This window comes from Clostridium sp. AT4, from assembly GCF_001517625.2.
Taxonomy (GTDB): Bacteria; Bacillota; Clostridia; order Lachnospirales; family Lachnospiraceae; genus Enterocloster.
In genome coordinates, this window is sequence record NZ_LN999828.1 from 1,697,376 (window position 1) to 1,714,284 (window position 16,909).

Annotated in this window: 16 protein-coding genes; 4 read left to right on the forward strand and 12 right to left on the reverse strand. The window is 46.8% G+C overall.

The features are described from left to right. The 8 genes from atpD to BN3656_RS14235 form a co-directional block, all read right to left on the reverse strand. Entirely contained in the window at positions 1 to 1,401 is a 1,401-nt protein-coding gene (atpD, locus tag BN3656_RS14200) for a F0F1 ATP synthase subunit beta (protein WP_066549451.1), read from the reverse strand. An 8-nt stretch (positions 1,402 to 1,409) separates the two neighbouring features. Beyond that, the gene (gene atpG, locus BN3656_RS14205; RefSeq protein ID WP_066549452.1) at positions 1,410 to 2,300 is read right to left on the reverse strand and encodes an ATP synthase F1 subunit gamma; all 891 of its coding nucleotides are present in this window, start codon (positions 2,298 to 2,300) and stop codon (positions 1,410 to 1,412) included. Continuing rightward, positions 2,267 to 3,805, reverse strand: a complete 1,539-nt coding sequence (atpA, locus tag BN3656_RS14210) for a F0F1 ATP synthase subunit alpha (RefSeq protein WP_066549456.1) — start codon at positions 3,803 to 3,805, stop codon at positions 2,267 to 2,269. Before atpA ends, atpG begins: the two co-directional genes overlap by 34 nt. A 19-nt stretch (positions 3,806 to 3,824) precedes the next feature. Then, positions 3,825 to 4,331, reverse strand: coding sequence for a F0F1 ATP synthase subunit delta (locus BN3656_RS14215; protein ID WP_066549458.1), 507 nt, complete (start codon positions 4,329 to 4,331; stop codon positions 3,825 to 3,827). Continuing rightward, positions 4,324 to 4,815 carry a F0F1 ATP synthase subunit B gene (gene atpF, locus BN3656_RS14220; RefSeq protein WP_066549460.1) on the reverse strand — a complete coding sequence of 164 codons (492 nt, stop codon included), beginning with the start codon at positions 4,813 to 4,815 and terminating at the stop codon, positions 4,324 to 4,326. The genes BN3656_RS14215 and atpF overlap by 8 nt, the downstream gene beginning before the upstream one ends. Before the next feature lie 25 nt (positions 4,816 to 4,840). Next, positions 4,841 to 5,065: an ATP synthase F0 subunit C gene (gene atpE / locus BN3656_RS14225; RefSeq protein ID WP_066549462.1), complete on the reverse strand. Its 225-nt coding sequence runs from the start codon at positions 5,063 to 5,065 to the stop codon at positions 4,841 to 4,843. 29 nt (positions 5,066 to 5,094) lie between these two features. Beyond that, a complete protein-coding gene (locus tag BN3656_RS14230; protein ID WP_347461185.1) occupies positions 5,095 to 5,757 on the reverse strand; it encodes a F0F1 ATP synthase subunit A in 663 nt (220 codons plus the stop codon). Between the two features lie 316 nt (positions 5,758 to 6,073). Beyond that, entirely contained in the window at positions 6,074 to 6,955 is an 882-nt protein-coding gene (locus BN3656_RS14235; protein WP_066549468.1) for a LysR family transcriptional regulator, read from the reverse strand. A gap of 168 nt (positions 6,956 to 7,123) precedes the next feature. Between BN3656_RS14235 and sdaAB the strand changes: the two genes are divergently transcribed. After that, positions 7,124 to 7,792, forward strand: coding sequence for an L-serine ammonia-lyase, iron-sulfur-dependent subunit beta (gene sdaAB / locus BN3656_RS14240; RefSeq protein ID WP_066549475.1), 669 nt, complete (start codon positions 7,124 to 7,126; stop codon positions 7,790 to 7,792). 45 nt (positions 7,793 to 7,837) lie between these two features. Further along, positions 7,838 to 8,719, forward strand: a complete 882-nt coding sequence (gene sdaAA, locus BN3656_RS14245) for an L-serine ammonia-lyase, iron-sulfur-dependent, subunit alpha (protein ID WP_066549477.1) — start codon at positions 7,838 to 7,840, stop codon at positions 8,717 to 8,719. Here sdaAA and BN3656_RS14250 read toward each other — a convergent pair. Both BN3656_RS14250 and BN3656_RS14255 read right to left on the reverse strand, forming a co-directional pair. Further along, positions 8,716 to 9,240: a YolD-like family protein gene (locus BN3656_RS14250; RefSeq protein ID WP_242963015.1), complete on the reverse strand. Its 525-nt coding sequence runs from the start codon at positions 9,238 to 9,240 to the stop codon at positions 8,716 to 8,718. The genes sdaAA and BN3656_RS14250 overlap by 4 nt on opposite strands. Next, the gene (locus BN3656_RS14255; RefSeq protein ID WP_066549479.1) at positions 9,237 to 10,748 is read right to left on the reverse strand and encodes a DNA methylase; all 1,512 of its coding nucleotides are present in this window, start codon (positions 10,746 to 10,748) and stop codon (positions 9,237 to 9,239) included. The genes BN3656_RS14250 and BN3656_RS14255 overlap by 4 nt, the downstream gene beginning before the upstream one ends. A gap of 399 nt (positions 10,749 to 11,147) precedes the next feature. Between BN3656_RS14255 and ychF the strand changes: the two genes are divergently transcribed. Together ychF and BN3656_RS14265 are read left to right on the forward strand one after the other, a co-directional pair. Continuing rightward, positions 11,148 to 12,245, forward strand: coding sequence for a redox-regulated ATPase YchF (gene ychF / locus BN3656_RS14260; RefSeq protein ID WP_066549480.1), 1,098 nt, complete (start codon positions 11,148 to 11,150; stop codon positions 12,243 to 12,245). Between the two features lie 341 nt (positions 12,246 to 12,586). Continuing rightward, entirely contained in the window at positions 12,587 to 15,505 is a 2,919-nt protein-coding gene (locus BN3656_RS14265) for a polysaccharide lyase 8 family protein (protein ID WP_066549481.1), read from the forward strand. An 88-nt stretch (positions 15,506 to 15,593) separates the two neighbouring features. Here the strand turns inward: BN3656_RS14265 and BN3656_RS17015 are convergent, their stop codons facing one another. Both BN3656_RS17015 and BN3656_RS14270 read right to left on the reverse strand, forming a co-directional pair. Then, positions 15,594 to 15,722: an OadG-related small transporter subunit gene (locus BN3656_RS17015; RefSeq protein ID WP_278284588.1), complete on the reverse strand. Its 129-nt coding sequence runs from the start codon at positions 15,720 to 15,722 to the stop codon at positions 15,594 to 15,596. Positions 15,723 to 15,734: 12 nt separating this feature from the next. Continuing rightward, a complete protein-coding gene (locus BN3656_RS14270) occupies positions 15,735 to 16,883 on the reverse strand; it encodes a sodium ion-translocating decarboxylase subunit beta (RefSeq protein WP_066549483.1) in 1,149 nt (382 codons plus the stop codon). Between the last annotated feature and the right edge of the window lie 26 nt (positions 16,884 to 16,909).

A 16,909-nucleotide genomic window follows, 5' to 3' on the forward strand; every position in this document is an offset into this window, starting at 1 on the left:
TTACCGCTCCTTTTCCTCCATGGACCTGGCTTTTTCGATCACTTCATCAATGGTTCCCACATTAAAGAAGGCTGCTTCCGGATAAGAATCCATTTCTCCGTCAATGATCATCTTAAAGCCCCGGACCGTTTCCTTAACAGGTACATATTTTCCCGGAACACCGGTAAAATTCTCAGCTACATGGAAGGGCTGAGACAAAAATCTCTGTATTTTTCTGGCGCGCCCTACCGTAAGCTTATCCTCCTCAGACAACTCCTCCATACCGAGGATGGCGATAATGTCCTGCAGCTCCTTGTATTTCTGAAGCATCTGCTGCACCTTATTTGCCACCTCATAATGCTCTTTACCTACTACATCCTCTTCCAGAATACGCGATGTGGATTCCAGAGGATCCACTGCCGGATAAATTCCCTGTTCTACAATTTTTCTGGAAAGGACTGTAGTTGCATCCAGGTGGGCAAAGGTTGTGGCGGGCGCCGGATCTGTCAAATCATCTGCAGGCACATAAACTGCCTGTACCGAGGTAACAGATCCGTTTTTTGTAGATGCGATCCGCTCCTGAAGTGCGCCTACATCGGTTGCCAGCGTCGGCTGATATCCTACAGCAGAGGGCATACGTCCCAAAAGAGCCGAGACCTCCGAGCCTGCCTGAACAAAACGGAAAATATTATCAATAAACAGCAGCACATCCTGATGCTGTACATCGCGGAAGTATTCTGCCATGGTAAGCCCTGTTTCCGCTACTCTCATACGGGCCCCCGGCGGCTCGTTCATCTGTCCAAATACCAGCGCTGTTTTTTTAAGCACTCCGGATTCTCCCATTTCTGTCCAAAGATCATTTCCCTCTCTGGAACGTTCACCGACTCCGGTAAAAATGGAGTATCCGCCATGTTCCATTGCTATGTTGGTGATCAGCTCCTGGATCAGCACTGTCTTTCCTACTCCGGCGCCGCCAAAAAGTCCGATTTTTCCTCCTTTTGCATACGGAGCAAGAAGGTCAATCACCTTGATTCCTGTTTCCAGCATTTCAACTACGGGACTCTGGTCTTCAAAGGATGGCGGATCTCTGTGAATAACCCACTTTTCCTCTTTTTCCAGACTTTCTCCGCCGTCAATTGTTTCACCCAGAACATTAAAGAGCCGTCCCAGTGTTTTCTCTCCTACCGGCACACAGATCCCTCTTCCGGTCGCCTCAACCTCCATATCCTTATACAGGCCCTCGCTGGAAGCCAGCATTACGCAGCGGACTACATCTCCGCCAATATGCTGAGCCACCTCCATTACACAGCGTTTTCCTTCGTTGTATGTCACAAGGGCATCCTGAATATGGGGAAGAGCGCCATTCTCAAATGCCACATCTACTACAGGTCCCATAACCTGCACGATCTTTCCTTTATTCATGGCTCCTCCTATCGTTTCTTTCTCTGTGATCTGGCTCCGCCTATTACCTCAGTGATTTCCTGAGTAATGGCAGCCTGACGCACACGATTATATTCAACAGCCAGCTCATTCAGCAGCTTTGCCCCATTATCACTTGCAGACTGCATAGCCATCATTCGTGAATTCTGTTCACTGCAGAAAGACTCCACCAGGGCGCCAAATACAAAGCCGGTTACATAATTGGGTACTACATGATCCAGTACTGCTTCAGGAGAAGGAACCATCTGGATCTCCTCCTGATGAGTATCCGCCGGAATCACAAGACTTCCAAAATCTTCTTTTTTCAGAGGCAGGAGCTGTTCTGTCCGTGCCTCCATTTTCATGGAATTTACCATTTCTGTATAAATAACCCAGACTTCATCCAGACGTTTATCCATAAAATCCTGAAGGACACGGGAGGCAATCATTCTTGCCCGGTGCATGGATGGATTCTGAACCGTATAATGGAACTGCTCTTCTATGGGAATATGCCGGGCAGAAAAATACTGTCTTCCCAGTTCTCCAACCACATACAGGTGATTATTCCCGCTTTCTTCCATCCACTCACCTGCCAATTTCAGAATATTGTGGTTATACGCACCTGCAAGCCCCTTATCGCCTGTGATCACAACCAACCCTCTGGAACGCTGACCGTTGGGAATCTCTTCTCTCATGTCAAAAAACGGATGCTCTGTAACCTCCATATGACGCAGAATACGTCGTATTACTCCCTGCAGAGTATAAAAATAAGGTTCTGTATCTGCCAGAAGCTTTCTGCTTTTTTTCAGCTTGGTTGATGAGATCAAATACATGGCATTTGTGATCTTGCGTGTATCCTTAATACTTTTTATACGGCTCTGGATCTCTCTTGCGTTTGCCATACTGCCTCCTTAAACTCGTTCGCCGCAGCCACGATCCTGTCTGCAAGCTCATCGCTTAAGACCTTCGTTTCCTCAATCTCATTTCCAAGTTCCGGATGTTTCCGGTCAAACCACTCCAGCATTCCCATCTGGAATTCCTTGATCTGTCTGACCTCTGCCGTAAGCATGACCTTATGTGTCACGGCACACAGCGTAATCACCTGTTCATGAAGAGATAAGGGACGGCCCAAAGGCTGCTTTAACAGCTCCATCAGACGTTTTCCGTAAGCCAGCTGCTCCTTTGTAGCCTCATCCAAATCTGAACTGAACTGAGTAAAAACCTCCATCTCGCGATACTGGGCCAGATCAATTCGTATACTTCCGCTGGCCTTTTTCATGGCCTTGGTCTGAGCAGCTCCTCCCACACGTGATACGGAAAGTCCCACATTCACTGCCGGACGCATACCTGCAAAAAACAGATCGCTTTCCAGGAAAATCTGTCCGTCTGTAATAGAAATAACATTAGTGGGAATATAAGCTGACACGTCTCCCGCCTGTGTTTCTATAACAGGGAGAGCTGTGATCGACCCTCCTCCAAACTGGTCATTTAACCGGCAGGACCGTTCCAAAAGTCTGGAATGAAGATAGAATACATCTCCCGGATATGCTTCACGGCCCGGGGAGCGTTCCAAAAGCAGAGACAGCGCTCTGTACGCTACAGCATGCTTGGACAGATCGTCATAGACGATCAGCACATCTTTTCCCTGATGCATAAAATATTCCGCCATTGCAGTTCCTGCGTAGGGGGCAATATACTGCAGAGGAGCCGGATCGCTGGCTGTAGACGCCATCACCACCGTATAATCCAGTGCATCCTTATTTTTCAGAGTATTAACCAGCTTTGCAACTGTAGATGCCTTCTGTCCTATAGCAACATAGATACAGATTACATCCTTTCCTTTCTGATTGATAATAGTATCCAGCGCAATGGATGTTTTCCCAGTCTGACGGTCACCGATAATCAGCTCTCGCTGCCCCCGGCCAATAGGGAACATGGAATCAATAGCAAGAATACCCGTTTCCATTGGAACACTTACAGATTTTCTTTCCACTATTCCGGGAGCCTCCCGCTCTACCGGATAATAATCCTCTTCTTTTACAGGACCAAGACCGTCTATAGTATCACCGAGCGCATTGACGACACGGCCTAAAAATCCGCTTCCCACAGGAACTCCAGCCCGTTTTCTTGTCCTTGTTACCTTTGTACCTTCCATAATTCCTGTATCTTTTCCAAAAAGGATACAGCCAATCTCATTTTTACGAATGTCCTGAACCATACCGCGAACACCGTTTTCAAATATCACAATCTCTCCATACATAGCGTGATCGATTCCATATACAATGGCAATTCCATCTCCCACCCAGATTACAGATCCGGTTTCACGAATTCTGCCTGCATGAGCATCGTAATCCTCAATCTCGCCCTTTACGATGGAGATAACTTCCTGAGAACTGATTGTACTCATAATGATAACTCCTATTCTCCTATATACCAAAAAGTTCTTCTAACCGGCTTTTCAGACTATAGTCATATTCCACATTTTCTGTTCGAAGAAGAAAACCTCCGATCAGTTCCGGGGCAGACGCCAGTATAAACTGAACCTCTTTTTTTCCATATTTTCCACACAAAAATCTGCGGATTTTCTGAAGTTCCTCCTCATCTGGCGGTGTAACGTAAAAAAGTTCTGCCTGAATAATTCCTTTTTCATCCCTCAGGCACTGTTCCCATACTGACAGTATGGAATCCATACTGCCAATACAGCCTGCTGCACATACCTTTTTCAGAAAGGAAGGTACTATTTCCGTAAACTCAGAGGCCCGCCACACTTTTTCAATTATTCTGTCCTTTTTAAATGACGGCAGCACCGGATCTGACAGGATCTGAACCAACAGTGGATTTTCCCGAATAACCTTTACCATCTCACATACCATTTTTTCAGGAAGATGCAATTCATAAAGAACCCTTCCGTACATCCGTGTCTGTTCAGTCATTCTTCTCACCTTCACCTGCCAGAAATACATCATACTGCCGTTTATTCCATTCCGGGCTGTTCTTCTCTGTCAAAAGCCTTGCGGCAGCTGTCATGGCAAGTCCTGTTACAGAGGTTCTCAATTCATTTAATACCTTTTCCCGTTCCAGTTCCATGGTCTTTTCAGAAGCCTGCAGTTTTTTCCTGGCATCCTGATCTGCCTGTTCCATCATACGTTCATATTCACTCTGCGCCTGCTGCCTGGCCTTTGCTACGATACAGTCGGCCTCTTTTTCAGCAGCCGCAAGAGATGCCTCATACCTCTCTTTGAGTTCTGCTGCCTGGATTTTTGATCTGTCTGCCTCATCCAGATCCTTTTCCACCAGCTTCTTTCTTTCCTCCAGAATTTCCATGACAGGTTTCATCAGGAAGTGCCTCATGAAGAAAAACAGCACCAGAATATTAATGATCGTAAAAGCAATATTCCAAACGCTTATTCTTAACATATTCAAAATGCCTTTCTATTCCAACTTACTTTAAAAACAGGATAATCAGAAGGCCGATAACAAAACCATAAATTGCAGTAGCCTCTGCAAGGGCACATCCCAGCAGAAGAGCCTTTGTGATCTTACCGTCTGCCTCAGGCTGTCTTGCGATTGCATCAACTGCTTTAGAAGTTGCCATACCGATTCCAATTCCTGCTCCAATTCCTGTAATAACTGCTACTGCTGCTCCAATTGCGATAATTCCTGACATTTTTTCAATCTCCTTTTATTTGTTTTTGTTTATTCAATTGCCTCTTTTATATATAATGATGTAAGAAAAACAAACACGTATGCCTGTATCACTCCATCAAATATATCAAAATATCCGCTGAACGGAAGGGGAAGCACCAGAGGCACAAGATACTTTATTAAAGCCATGACCACAATTGCTCCCAATACATTTCCAAACAAACGCATGCACAGTGACAGCGGACGGATAAAAAGCTCCAGCACATTAATCGGCGCAACAATGGGTATTGGCTCCGCAAAACTTCTGATCCAGCCCTTTACGCCTTTACTGCGGATTCCTGCAGCCTCTACTAAAATAATACTCATAACCGCCAGTGATGCAGTTACATTCAGATCCTTTGTGGGAGATTTAAATCCCAAAAGGCCGATCATGTTTGCAATTGCAATATAAACCGCTACTGTGATCAGATAGGGAATATATTCTTTTCCCTCTTCTCCCAGCAGATCTGAAAAGAAGCTGTAAACAAATGAAAAGCCACTTTCCAGCGCTGCCTGACGTGTACTTATATTCCTGACCTTCAAATGTCTGGTCAGGATCAGGGAAGCCCCCATCAGAACTGCCATGATTATCCAGGTTACCACCACAGATTCAAAGACCTGAATTCCTCCAAATATGGGAATTGTAAATACAGTGTTACAATTCAATTCTTCCATCAATGATTCAACCAGCTGATCCAACTTATCTCACCATCCTTTCCTCCAAAACGGTTTCTTTTTCATTTCGACGCTATTATAGCCACCTGATATTCCCATTTCAAATATGGAAATTGTTATAAATTGATAACTTTCACATTATGAAAATAAAATATGCATAATTTTCCCATAATAGGCTTTGGGGATTTTGGAAAATTATTTGTGATTTTTTAATGGAAGGCTTATTTTTATTTCATTGTGATTTAAAAATATATGAATTGTTATCCTGTTTTTAAACCTATTTTTATAGACAAAAAACTGCGGAGCGAAAGTTTCGCTACCGCAGTTCACGGGCTAAACGGATAAATTCCTCCATTTCCGGAGTTTTCCATTTGTTTTTATAATAAAAGATCTGACGATACATCTGAAGCTTAAAATCAGGCACATTAAGTACCATAAGATTTTTTTCTTCTATATTCTTCTCCACGGCAAAATACGGCAGATAGGTAATTCCTCTGTTTTCACACACCATACGTATAATAAATTCCGTACTGCTGATTTCCAAAAACGGAGTCAGTGTTACTCCTCTGGATTCCAGAAACTGATCCAGCTCCCTGCGGTAGTTTTCGTTTCTCTCTGTCAAAAGAAAAGGCTCTTTCAGAAGCTGCTCCAGATAAATCTCCTTCTGCCCGGCCAAATGAAACCGTGGAGAAGCCACAAACATCACCGGTTCCGGTACCTCCATCACCTTTTCCCATCGATCACTGTAGCGTGAACGATCCAACAGGTAAACCAGATCCAGCTGATTATGCTCCATCATGTCAATCAGTTCTCCCGGAGATGCAGTGGTAATACGAATAGGAACCCTGGGATGGTGCTCTCTGAAATACTGCAGAATCGGAGGAAACTTTGAAAAGCAGATGGATGTCAGGGTACCGATATGAAGAGGATCCTTAAGCTCTTCCCCTGTATTTTTCAACTCTCCTGCCATTTGTACCTGCTTTAGTATCTCATCTGCGCAAAGTAAAAAACGCTTTCCCTGGGAAGTCAGACCTATCTTTTTACCCATACGGTCAAACAGCCTGACTCCCAGTTCTTCCTCCAGAAGACGAATCTGAACCGTAATTGCTGACTGGGAATATCCCAGTAACTGGGCTGCTCCGGAAAAGCTTCCTGTCTGAGTAATGGTTACAAAAGACTGTATCTGACGTATCTCCACCTCATTCTCTCCTTTTCAATCCTGTTATGAATTTTTTTCAATCAATCTATATAATCCATGAATTTGATTCTTCCTATTCTACATGATATACTTTATATATAGTAACGTCAAGGATAAAACTATACTCCAGATCTATGGCAATACCAGAAAACAGAAAGGAACTGCATTATGGCATTTATCAGTGTTTTTGATGTAATAGGCCCCAACATGATCGGGCCTTCCAGCTCCCATACCGCAGGTGCTGATTCCCTGGCCTTTTTGGCTCAGAAAATGATAAACGGCCCTTTAAAAAAAGTGGATTTTACCCTCTACGGCTCTTTTGCCAAAACCTACCGTGGTCACGGAACTGACCGGGCTCTTCTGGGCGGTATTATGGGATTTACGACTGATGACAAACGTATCCCTGACTCTTTCTCCATTGCTGAAGAAAAAGGACTTGAATACCATTTTCATATCAACGAGACAGAAGAGGTAGATCATCCCAATACTGTAGATATTACCATGGTTAATGAAGACGGTCAGACACTTACAGTGCGGGGAGAATCTTTAGGCGGCGGAAAAATCCGCATCAGCCGTATCAATCAGGTAGACGTAGACTTTACCGGTGAATACAGCACTGCTATTGTAATCCATCAGGATACTCCCGGTGTTGTGGCCCACATTACACGCTGTCTGGCAGAAGAAAACATCAATATTGCCTTTATGAAACTCTTCCGTGAAGAAAAAGGACAGACTGCTTACTCTATCGTAGAATCTGATGATGAGCTTCCGGATTCTGTCAGCGAAAAAATCTGCCAGAATCCTTCTGTGCGAAATGTAATGCTGGTTCATCTGTAACTCATTTTCCGAATACGTTTCATATACAAAAGGAGAATCCAGATCATGAATACTGATTTTAAGAACGGAAAAGAATTGTTGGAATTTTGTGAAAAAGAAAAAATAAGCATTTCCAGAGCTATGCTTTTACGCGAAAGTGACCAGACAGAAAAAACAGAATCTTCCATATACACACGAATGGAAACTGCATGGAATATTATGAAAGAGGCAGCCTTCTCCCCTATTTCCTCCCCCGGAAAATCCATCGGCGGCCTCATCGGAGGAGAAGCAAAACAGCTGAATCAGCTTTTTAAAGCTGAAAAAAACATCTGCGGTACAGCAGTCAGCCGGGGAATTACCTATGCCATGGCTGTACTGGAGGTCAATGCCTCCATGGGTCTGATCGTAGCTGCCCCCACTGCAGGCTCCTCAGGTATTGTCCCCGGAGTAGTTCTTTCTTTAAAAGAGGAACATGATTTTTCTGACAGTCAGGCTGTTGATGCTTTGTTTAATGCCGGAGCAATCGGATATCTGGCCATGCGCAATGCCACTGTAGCAGGCGCAGTAGGCGGCTGTCAGGCCGAAGTAGGCGTTGCTTCTGCCATGGCTGCTTCTGCCGCCGTAGAACTTATGGGAGGCTCACCTCGCCAGTGTCTCTATGCTGCAAGCACAGTTCTTATGAATATGCTGGGACTGGTCTGCGATCCGGTAGGCGGTCTGGTTGAATATCCCTGCCAGATGAGAAATGCTTCCGGTGTAGCAAATGCCATGATCGCTGCAGAACTGGCTTTGGCTGGAATCCCCCAGCTGATTCCCTTTGATGAAATGCTGGAAGCTATGTATACCGTAGGCAAAAAACTTCCCGGCGAACTTCGGGAAACTGCCATGGGCGGCTGTGCCGTAACGCCTACGGGATGTCAGTACGGCTGCAACGGACACTGTTCTTAAAAATCAGATATCCCCGTCTCTTCTTCAATCCAGACAATTTGCTCCAGCGGGATCTTCCTTCCGTCCGTGAAGACAAGAAGCCCCTGGACCGGATCCAGCTTTTTTACCCTTCCGGCAGCCCTTTCATAGGAGCCTCCGTTCTTTCTCTCATCCGGCAAAAACCAGGTAAGAGAAACACGGGGGCAGACGGAAAGATGCTGCCGGATCTGTCTGAGCCTTTCGTCCAGCCGGCCCGCTTCTTCCTCATCCAGTTCTATTTTCCCCTCTGTAAGCCTCTCTGTTTCCCTTATTTCCCCTTCAAAGCCACTCAGGGCAGCAAAGGGCGAAAACTGAGCCGCCCGGTCGTGAAGAGACATGGGAGGATGGACAGAGGATACATGGTGAGGCAGATGAATGATATCATCATACGCATGGGACGGAACTTTAAAAGCCCATTCTTTTCCTGCCTCCATGCTCTCTCTTACCCTTCGCTCCCATTCTGCATCCGGGCCTGTATAAAGCCTGTTATTTTTCCCGATCATGCTTTATGACCTCCGATCTGACGGTTTCGTTCTCTGGCCGTAGCGCCTTCCTCCAGATTCATTCCCTTTAAAATAGCGTTTTTCCCAAACTTTTTCCGAATATCCACCATAGCCTGTTGCATTTTCTTTTCCCGTTCCAGCGCCTCATTTTCCTTCTTTCTCTGCTGCTCTAACGCCATATAATCGGTAAACAGATCCAGCTGTTCATAAACCTCTTCTTTTTTTATATTTTCCTCCGGCACGGCCCGTCCGGCTGTCACATAAAGCCTGCGAACCAGAAGCCCCGGATCCGCGATCCGGTCAAAAAGAGCTGCCGCCGCTTCCCTGAGCTTTCTGGCTGAGGAGGTGGGCTGATCCAGATTCCAGGTACCGTGTGCATGCTTTGGAACAGGACGGCCATACCGGTCGGAGGTGATCTCTCCCCCATAGGCGCCTCTGCGCAACGGATCGGTCAGATTTTCCCTGTCATAGCCCACAGTAAGCACGATCTGATCCGTAACCAGCCCTTTTTCTACCAAATCTAACGCAAGCTGATCAGCCATTTCCTTCACCACCAGTCTGGCCTGATCCCAGGAGGACGGACCGCGCAGCACCTGACCGGAACAAAGGCTGTTCGTCTGAGGCTTATAGGACTTGATATCCTGAATCGTGCAGGGTTCCCATCCCCAGGCGTGATCGATCAAAAGCTCTGCATTGATCCCAAACAGCCGGTACAACAGTTCCTCGCTGTGGGCCTCTCCCTGCTTTCCCAGGGAACATCTTGCCACATCTCCCATGGTATAGATTCCATTTTCTTCCAGTTTTCGGGCGTATCCCTTTCCAACTCTCCAAAAATCCGTCAAAGGCCGGTGATCCCATAAGAGCCTGCGGTAAGACATCTCATTTAGCTGGGCGATCCGCACCCCATCCTCATCCGGGGACACATGCTTTGCAACAATGTCCAAGGCAGCTTTACACAGGTAAAGATTCGGTGCAATCCCTCCTGCTGCTGTTATCCCGGTCTGTGCCAGCACATCCCTGATTATTTTTCCAGCCAGCTGTGCGGGAGTCATACCATAAATTTCCAGATACTGGGTTACATCCATAAACACCTCGTCAATGGAATAGACATGAATATCCTCCGGCGCAATGTATTTCAGATAAATATTGTAAATCCTGGCGCTCCATTTCATATATTCCGCCATTCTGGGCGGAGCAATGATGTAAGAAAGAGCCAGAGACGGGTCTGCCTTTAATTCATCATCCTTCCAGGACTCCCCTGTAAGCTTCCTTCCCGGTGCGTTTAATCTGCGAAGGGCATTTACCTCCTTTGTCCTCTGAACCACCTCAAAAAGCCTTGCGCGGCCGGAAATGCCATGGGCCTTAAGGGAGGGGGACACTGCCAGACAGATGGTTTTTTCCGTACGGCTTATATCCGCAACTACCAGATTGGTCTTTAAAGGATCCAGCCCCCGCTCCACACACTCTACGGAGGCGTAAAAGGATTTTAAATCAATGGCTATATACATGCGGTCTTGCTGTGGACGGGACAATGGAAAACCTCCTTTCCTTATGGGCTGTCAACGAACATAATAAACAACAAAGCTGCAAAACGTATCCTTAAATCGTGTACATCATATGGCAGGATCATGCAGTTAACAGCCGGATCCACGGGCTTTACACCGGCTAAAATACAGCCCGTGTGCCTATAAACATAGTTTACCAGAAATAAACCAAAAAGAAACATCTTTTTTGCAGGGCTGAACTGCTGCGAAACACCCCGTATTTCCACTTCAGTGATTGAAAAAACGGAATCCCTGTGATATACTTTATATCTGCATCAGACTTTTTTAACATACAATAAAAGAAATATAGAGAAAGGCAGAAACCCGCATAAATCAAGGGTTTCTGAACAGGTAAAGATAAAAATGAAATTAGGTATCGTCGGACTTCCGAATGTAGGAAAAAGTACACTTTTTAATTCTCTCACAAAGGCAGGCGCCGAGTCTGCCAATTATCCCTTCTGTACCATCGATCCCAATGTAGGCGTTGTACCGGTTCCCGATGAGAGGCTGGACAAGCTGACCGCCATGTATAACTCCGAAAAAACCACCCATGCAGTGATTGAATTTGTAGATATTGCAGGTCTGGTAAAGGGAGCTTCCAAAGGTGAAGGTCTGGGAAATCAGTTTCTTTCCAATATCCGGGAGGTAGACGCGATCGTCCATGTGGTGCGCTGCTTTGATGACCCTAATGTGATTCATGTAGACGGAAGCGTAGATCCGGTCCGCGACATTGAAACCATCAATCTGGAACTGATCTTCTCTGATATCGAAATCCTGGAGCGCCGGATCGCAAAGCAGTCCAAAGGCGCATTTAACAATAAGGAGCTGGCAAAGGAGGTCGCTCTTTTAAAGGCGATCAAAGCACATCTGGAGGATGGAAAGCTGGCCCGCAGCTTTGAACCCGAAGATGAGGATGACCGCGCATTTATCAACACGCTGGATTTGCTGACCTGGAAGCCTGTTATCTTTGCTGCCAATGTTTCCGAGGATGATCTGGCAGATGACGGCGCTTCCAACCGGTATGTATCTGAGGTACGCCAGTTTGCAGCAGAAAATGACTGTGAGGTATTTGTGATCTGTGCAGAAATCGAGCAGGAAATTGCAGAGCTTGAGGAAGATGAAAAGAAAATGTTCCTTGATGATCTGGGCTTAACAGAGTCCGGACTTGAGAAGCTCATCGCTGCCAGCTACCGTATTCTGGGACTTATGAGCTATCTGACTGCAGGTCCTCAGGAGTCCAGAGCATGGACCATTAAAGTAGGCACCAAGGCACCTCAGGCTGCCGGAAAAATCCACAGCGATTTTGAACGCGGCTTTATCCGGGCAGAGGTTGTAAACTATGACGATCTTATGGCCTGCGGAAGCATGAATGCCGCAAAAGAAAAGGGACTTGTGCGTTCTGAAGGCAAGGAATACGTCATGAAGGACGGAGATGTGGTTCTGTTCCGTTTTAATGTATAATTTAATCATTTTGCCAGAGGGAGATCGATCTTGTTTTATGATTCTCCTTCATCACCGCCTGATATACCATCTGGTAGCAGGCGGTTTTTTTCTTTCTATCCCCACCGAAACAGCTATAAGCTTCTTTTTTGCTCAGATCAATCATTATTTCGTCTGTTTTCCCATTTTTTTGTAAACTTTTTTCAGTTTATCTTGATTTATTGGTAAAATAATGGTATATATGTCTTGTAAACTTTGGTAAATATATTGGTAAACTGAAGTAAACTCACAATACCGCGAACACCTTGTTCTGCTCGCATCAAACGTTCATGAATACCGTTCATAAAAAAGGAGGAAATGCAATGTACAAAAAAGCACTGATCGCTGCCCTGATTTCCTGCATGACAGTCAGCGCAGCCGGCTGCCAGATGAACAGCACAAAAACAGACACCATTCCGGATTCTACCGCGGACATAAACGCAGCTCCGACCGCAGAACCCGCAGAAGGAGAATCCTGGACAGAGCCCGTGGTTCTTGTAAAAGGAGAATCCACCAGGCTGCCGCTCCCGGCCAATTTTAAGGGCGAAATCCGCTGGACTGTCACAAACGGCATGAAAACCGTAGGAGGCAGCCAGAAAAAGTATCCGCTAAGCGACGGAGAAACGGACGGGGAACGCACAGCCGGTTATGCCTCTGCAGAACATCTTTTAAAAATCGAACCAGACGGAACCATTACTGCTCTTGAAAAAGGCAATCATCTGTTTGCAGTAGCGGAGGACAAAAACGGCAATCGCCGGATCTTTCCTATGGAAGTTCGGATTTTTTCAAAGGATCAGCTTCCCGAAACATCCAAAGAGGATTTTCAGACACTCCGTACCCGCTATGTAGAGCATCTGACCGGAGGAAATATAGATATATCCGCTCCCGCTGCCGCTGCTATGATCCAGGCCACAGACCAGGCCTGTGACAATGCATGGAACAGCTACCTTTATAAAGGCAGCGGCTGCGCAGGCGTTCCCTGGGCGGAGGATCTTGCAGGAGGCGATGAAGAAAACTACAAAAATGACGCCGCAAAATTCCGCAAAAGTTATCAGAAGGCAGAGGCTATGGCCAAAGCCTACGCATCCCCTTCCAGTTCCTACTATAAAAATGAAGCCCTCTTAACGGATATTGTCAATATTTTGGACTGGCTGACCGATAACTGCTACTATCCCCGCTCCGAAACCGACAACTGGTGGAACTGGGAAATCGGAATGCCAAAGAACGTCCTTCCGGCTGTCCTCTATATTTATGATGATATTCCCAAAGAGCAAAGCCGCAAATTTGTAAAAGGCGTGGAATTCTTCATGCCCGATCCATTTCATCTGGCTGTTTTAGGTACTGCCAGTACCCTTCCTTCCGGCTATGCGCCTGCCGCCAGCGCAAACCTGATGGATTGCGCCTACACATCCGTCGGCCTTGGCCTGGTGTGTGAAGACAGCGAATATCTGGCTCTTGCAAAGCAGGCAGCTGCCACTACCCTGGAACGCTTTCAGAAACCGGAACTGAAAGACGGAAACTATGTCTATGCAAATGGATTTTATGAAGACGGCTCCTACATTGACCACGGTACCGTACCCTACACGGCTTCCTACGGCATTGATTTTCTGAAAGGCTCCGTGCGCTTAAGCTCTCTGCTGGCAGACAGCCCCTGGGCTCTTTCTCCGGAAAACGCCAAAATGCTGGAATCCTACGTAGTCAAGGGCTATCTTCCTTCTATCTATCAGGGCGCTGCGCTGGATATGCTCCGTGGCAGAGCCATTTCCAGACCCGATCTGACTGACCGGGCTGCCGGACAGCAGATCATTGAAATGATCGTCCAAACCATTGATATCGTTTCTCCGGAAACTGCCGCACAGATCCGCGGCGCTGTAAAAACATGGGTAAGCCAGTCCGGTGAAGAGCAGTTCCTGGCCGGAGTAAAGGATATCTCCGTATTTTCAAGCCTGAAAGAAATCATGGCAGACGATACCATCGATACCTCCTCAGCCGAAGCAGCGATGCACCAGGTATATCCTTACATGGACCGCACCATACACCGGACCACTGATTATCTGTTCGGCATCAGTATGTATTCCAGCCGCATCAGCAACTGCGAGATCATGAACGACGAGAACCTGAAAGGCTGGTTCACCGGGTTCGGAATGACCTATCTCTATAATGATGATAAGCAGCAGTATACGGATCACTTCTGGGATACCGTGGATCCCCTGAGACTGCCGGGAACAACCATCGTGGCAGAAGAAGTCGACAACGGCGAGCCTGATTCCAGCGGATTCCATCAGGGCGGCGATTTTCTCTCTCCTGAAAACTGGGTGGGCGGCACCTCGATCGGAACGACCGGAGTCAGCGGAATGAAGGTAAACGGCACTGCAGTATCCAATGGGGATCAAAGCAATGCCTCTTCTACTGTCTATGCAGACAGCTTCCGTGCAGAAAAGTCCTACTTCATGTTTGATGATGAGATTGTCTGTCTGGGTGCGGGAATCCAAAACAGCGGTTCAGACGCTCCGGTAATCACCACTGTGGAAAACCGGAAATTAAACAGCGGCGGTTCCAATCAGATAAGCTCCGATGCAGGAGAATGGATCATGCCTGAGGAGCAGATCATTTCTCCCCAGTGGCTTCATTTAAAAGGAAATACCGAAACCGGCTCTGATATTGGCTACTACTTCCCTGAAAAACAGGATGTTCACATCATGGGCAGTACCAGAACCGGAAGCTATCACCAGATCAAAGGCGATCTAAAGACAGAGGAGGAAACCGCTGAGCGCTCCTATTTCACATGCTGGTTTGACCACGGCGCTGCACTGGAAAATGATACCTACAGCTATGTTCTCCTTCCGGATATGACCAGCGAAGAAACGAAAGCCTACAGCCAGTCTCCTGATGTGGAAATACTTGAAAACTCTGAGAAGCTGCAGGCTGTAAACGATCATTCCACCAACACTTTGGCTGTAAACTTCTGGGATGAAGCAGGCGGACAGACAGACCGGATCAGCTGCGACAGCCAGGCATCTGTGATGGTTCAGGAAAACAACGGAGCCTTTACCATCGCCCTGTCCGACCCCACCATGCTCAATACAGGAACGATCTGCCTGAAGCTTCAGGAGCTTCCCATATCCGGCAAACTGATCGAAGCAGATGACGGTATCACGATCCGTACTGAAAACGGCTCTGTTTATCTGGAATTTAATGTAAACGGAATGTGCGGAAAAACCATGCGGGCAGTGATCCAGTAAACGTACGGCAATCTGCTCTAAAAACTAAAAAAGGCGCCGCATTCTCTACAGCGGCGCCTTTTTACACTAATTTTTCTAAAAGCAGTTTCTATTCGTCCTTCTTGCCACCAGTAATCTTTCCCAAAACGATCACTGCCAGCATGATCACAAAAATAGCAACAAAAATTCCACCCATTCCCTTTGCCATGATTTCCAGGGCAATTGCCATGTTATTCATAAACCTTCCTCCTTACAGATACTGTGTCACAATACTGATCACCAGGCCGCCTGCAATCACAGAGGCCACCTGTCCGGATACATTGGTTCCGGCTGCCTGCATGAGAATGATATTTCCCGGCTCCTCTTCTGCCGCCAGTCTTTGAACGACACGGGAAGACATGGGGAACGCAGAAATGCCGCAGCCGCCGATCATTGGGTTTACAGGCTTTTTGCCTGCCATTTTAAGGAATACATTAACCAGCTTTGCGAAAAGCACGCCGCCTATGGTATCAAACACAAAAGCAACCAGGCCTAAGGCCATGATCATCAGTGTTGCAGGATTTACAAACTGCTCTGCCTTCATACTGAAGGAAATGGTAATGCCCAGAAGAAGGGTAATGATATTTGCCAGTTCATTCTGCGCTGTCTGGCTTAAGCTGTTAAGCACACCACATTCACGCAGCAGATTGCCGAACATCAGAAAGCCGACCAAAGCGACAGACTGAGGCGAAATAAAGCCTACAATAATCGTAACTGCAATCGGAAATGCGATCCGCAGTGTTTTATTGACACTCTTGGGATTGTACTCCATATGGATACAGCGTTCTTTGTGAGTAGTTACGAGCCTGATCGCAAAAGGCTGGATAATAGGAACCAGAGCCATATAGGAATAGGCTGCCACTGCAATCGGTCCCATATAGTTAGAACCAAGCACCTGAGATACAAGGATCGAGGTAGGGCCGTCCGCAGCTCCAATGATGCCGATGGATGCAGCGTCTTTAAGATCAAAGCCCAGCAGACAGGCGATCAGGATTGCAGCAAAGATACCAAACTGTGCGGCCGCACCGAACAGAAACAGCACAGGCTGACTGAGCAGGGGGCCAAAGTCAATCATAGCTCCGATACCGATAAACAGCAGGATCGGCATAGCCTCTGATGCTTCAATTCCGGTCTCAAAAAGCCACTGGATGATACCCGCTGCCGGAACCTTTCCCTGAACCATCTGGTCGATCACACCGGAATAGGGAAGATTCACCAAAATTGCACCAAATCCTAACGGCAGCAGCAGCGAAGGCTCATATTCCTTTTTGACCGCCAGCCATATGAGCACAATACCCACCACATACATGACCAGCTGCTGCCAGGTGACTGCCAGGATTCCCTCCAAAAGAAAACTCATCGTTTCTCCTCCTTTTGCGCGTGTAT

Coding starts and splice junctions, on each gene's coding strand:
- sdaAA (WP_066549477.1), top strand. CDS start 7,838: ATGAATACTGATTTTAAGAACGGAAAAGAATTGTTGGAATTTTGTGAA.
- BN3656_RS14250 (WP_242963015.1), bottom strand. CDS start 9,240: ATGATCGGGAAAAATAACAGGCTTTATACAGGCCCGGATGCAGAATGG.
- atpG (WP_066549452.1), bottom strand. CDS start 2,300: ATGGCAAACGCAAGAGAGATCCAGAGCCGTATAAAAAGTATTAAGGAT.
- sdaAB (WP_066549475.1), top strand. CDS start 7,124: ATGGCATTTATCAGTGTTTTTGATGTAATAGGCCCCAACATGATCGGG.
- BN3656_RS14270 (WP_066549483.1), bottom strand. CDS start 16,883: ATGAGTTTTCTTTTGGAGGGAATCCTGGCAGTCACCTGGCAGCAGCTG.
- BN3656_RS14230 (WP_347461185.1), bottom strand. CDS start 5,757: ATGGAAGAATTGAATTGTAACACTGTATTTACAATTCCCATATTTGGA.
- atpA (WP_066549456.1), bottom strand. CDS start 3,805: ATGAGTACAATCAGTTCTCAGGAAGTTATCTCCATCGTAAAGGGCGAG.
- ychF (WP_066549480.1), top strand. CDS start 11,148: ATGAAATTAGGTATCGTCGGACTTCCGAATGTAGGAAAAAGTACACTT.
- atpE (WP_066549462.1), bottom strand. CDS start 5,065: ATGTCAGGAATTATCGCAATTGGAGCAGCAGTAGCAGTTATTACAGGA.
- BN3656_RS14255 (WP_066549479.1), bottom strand. CDS start 10,748: ATGTATATAGCCATTGATTTAAAATCCTTTTACGCCTCCGTAGAGTGT.
- BN3656_RS17015 (WP_278284588.1), bottom strand. CDS start 15,722: ATGAATAACATGGCAATTGCCCTGGAAATCATGGCAAAGGGAATGGGT.
- atpD (WP_066549451.1), bottom strand. CDS start 1,401: ATGAATAAAGGAAAGATCGTGCAGGTTATGGGACCTGTAGTAGATGTG.
- BN3656_RS14215 (WP_066549458.1), bottom strand. CDS start 4,331: ATGACTGAACAGACACGGATGTACGGAAGGGTTCTTTATGAATTGCAT.
- atpF (WP_066549460.1), bottom strand. CDS start 4,815: ATGTTAAGAATAAGCGTTTGGAATATTGCTTTTACGATCATTAATATT.
- BN3656_RS14265 (WP_066549481.1), top strand. CDS start 12,587: ATGTACAAAAAAGCACTGATCGCTGCCCTGATTTCCTGCATGACAGTC.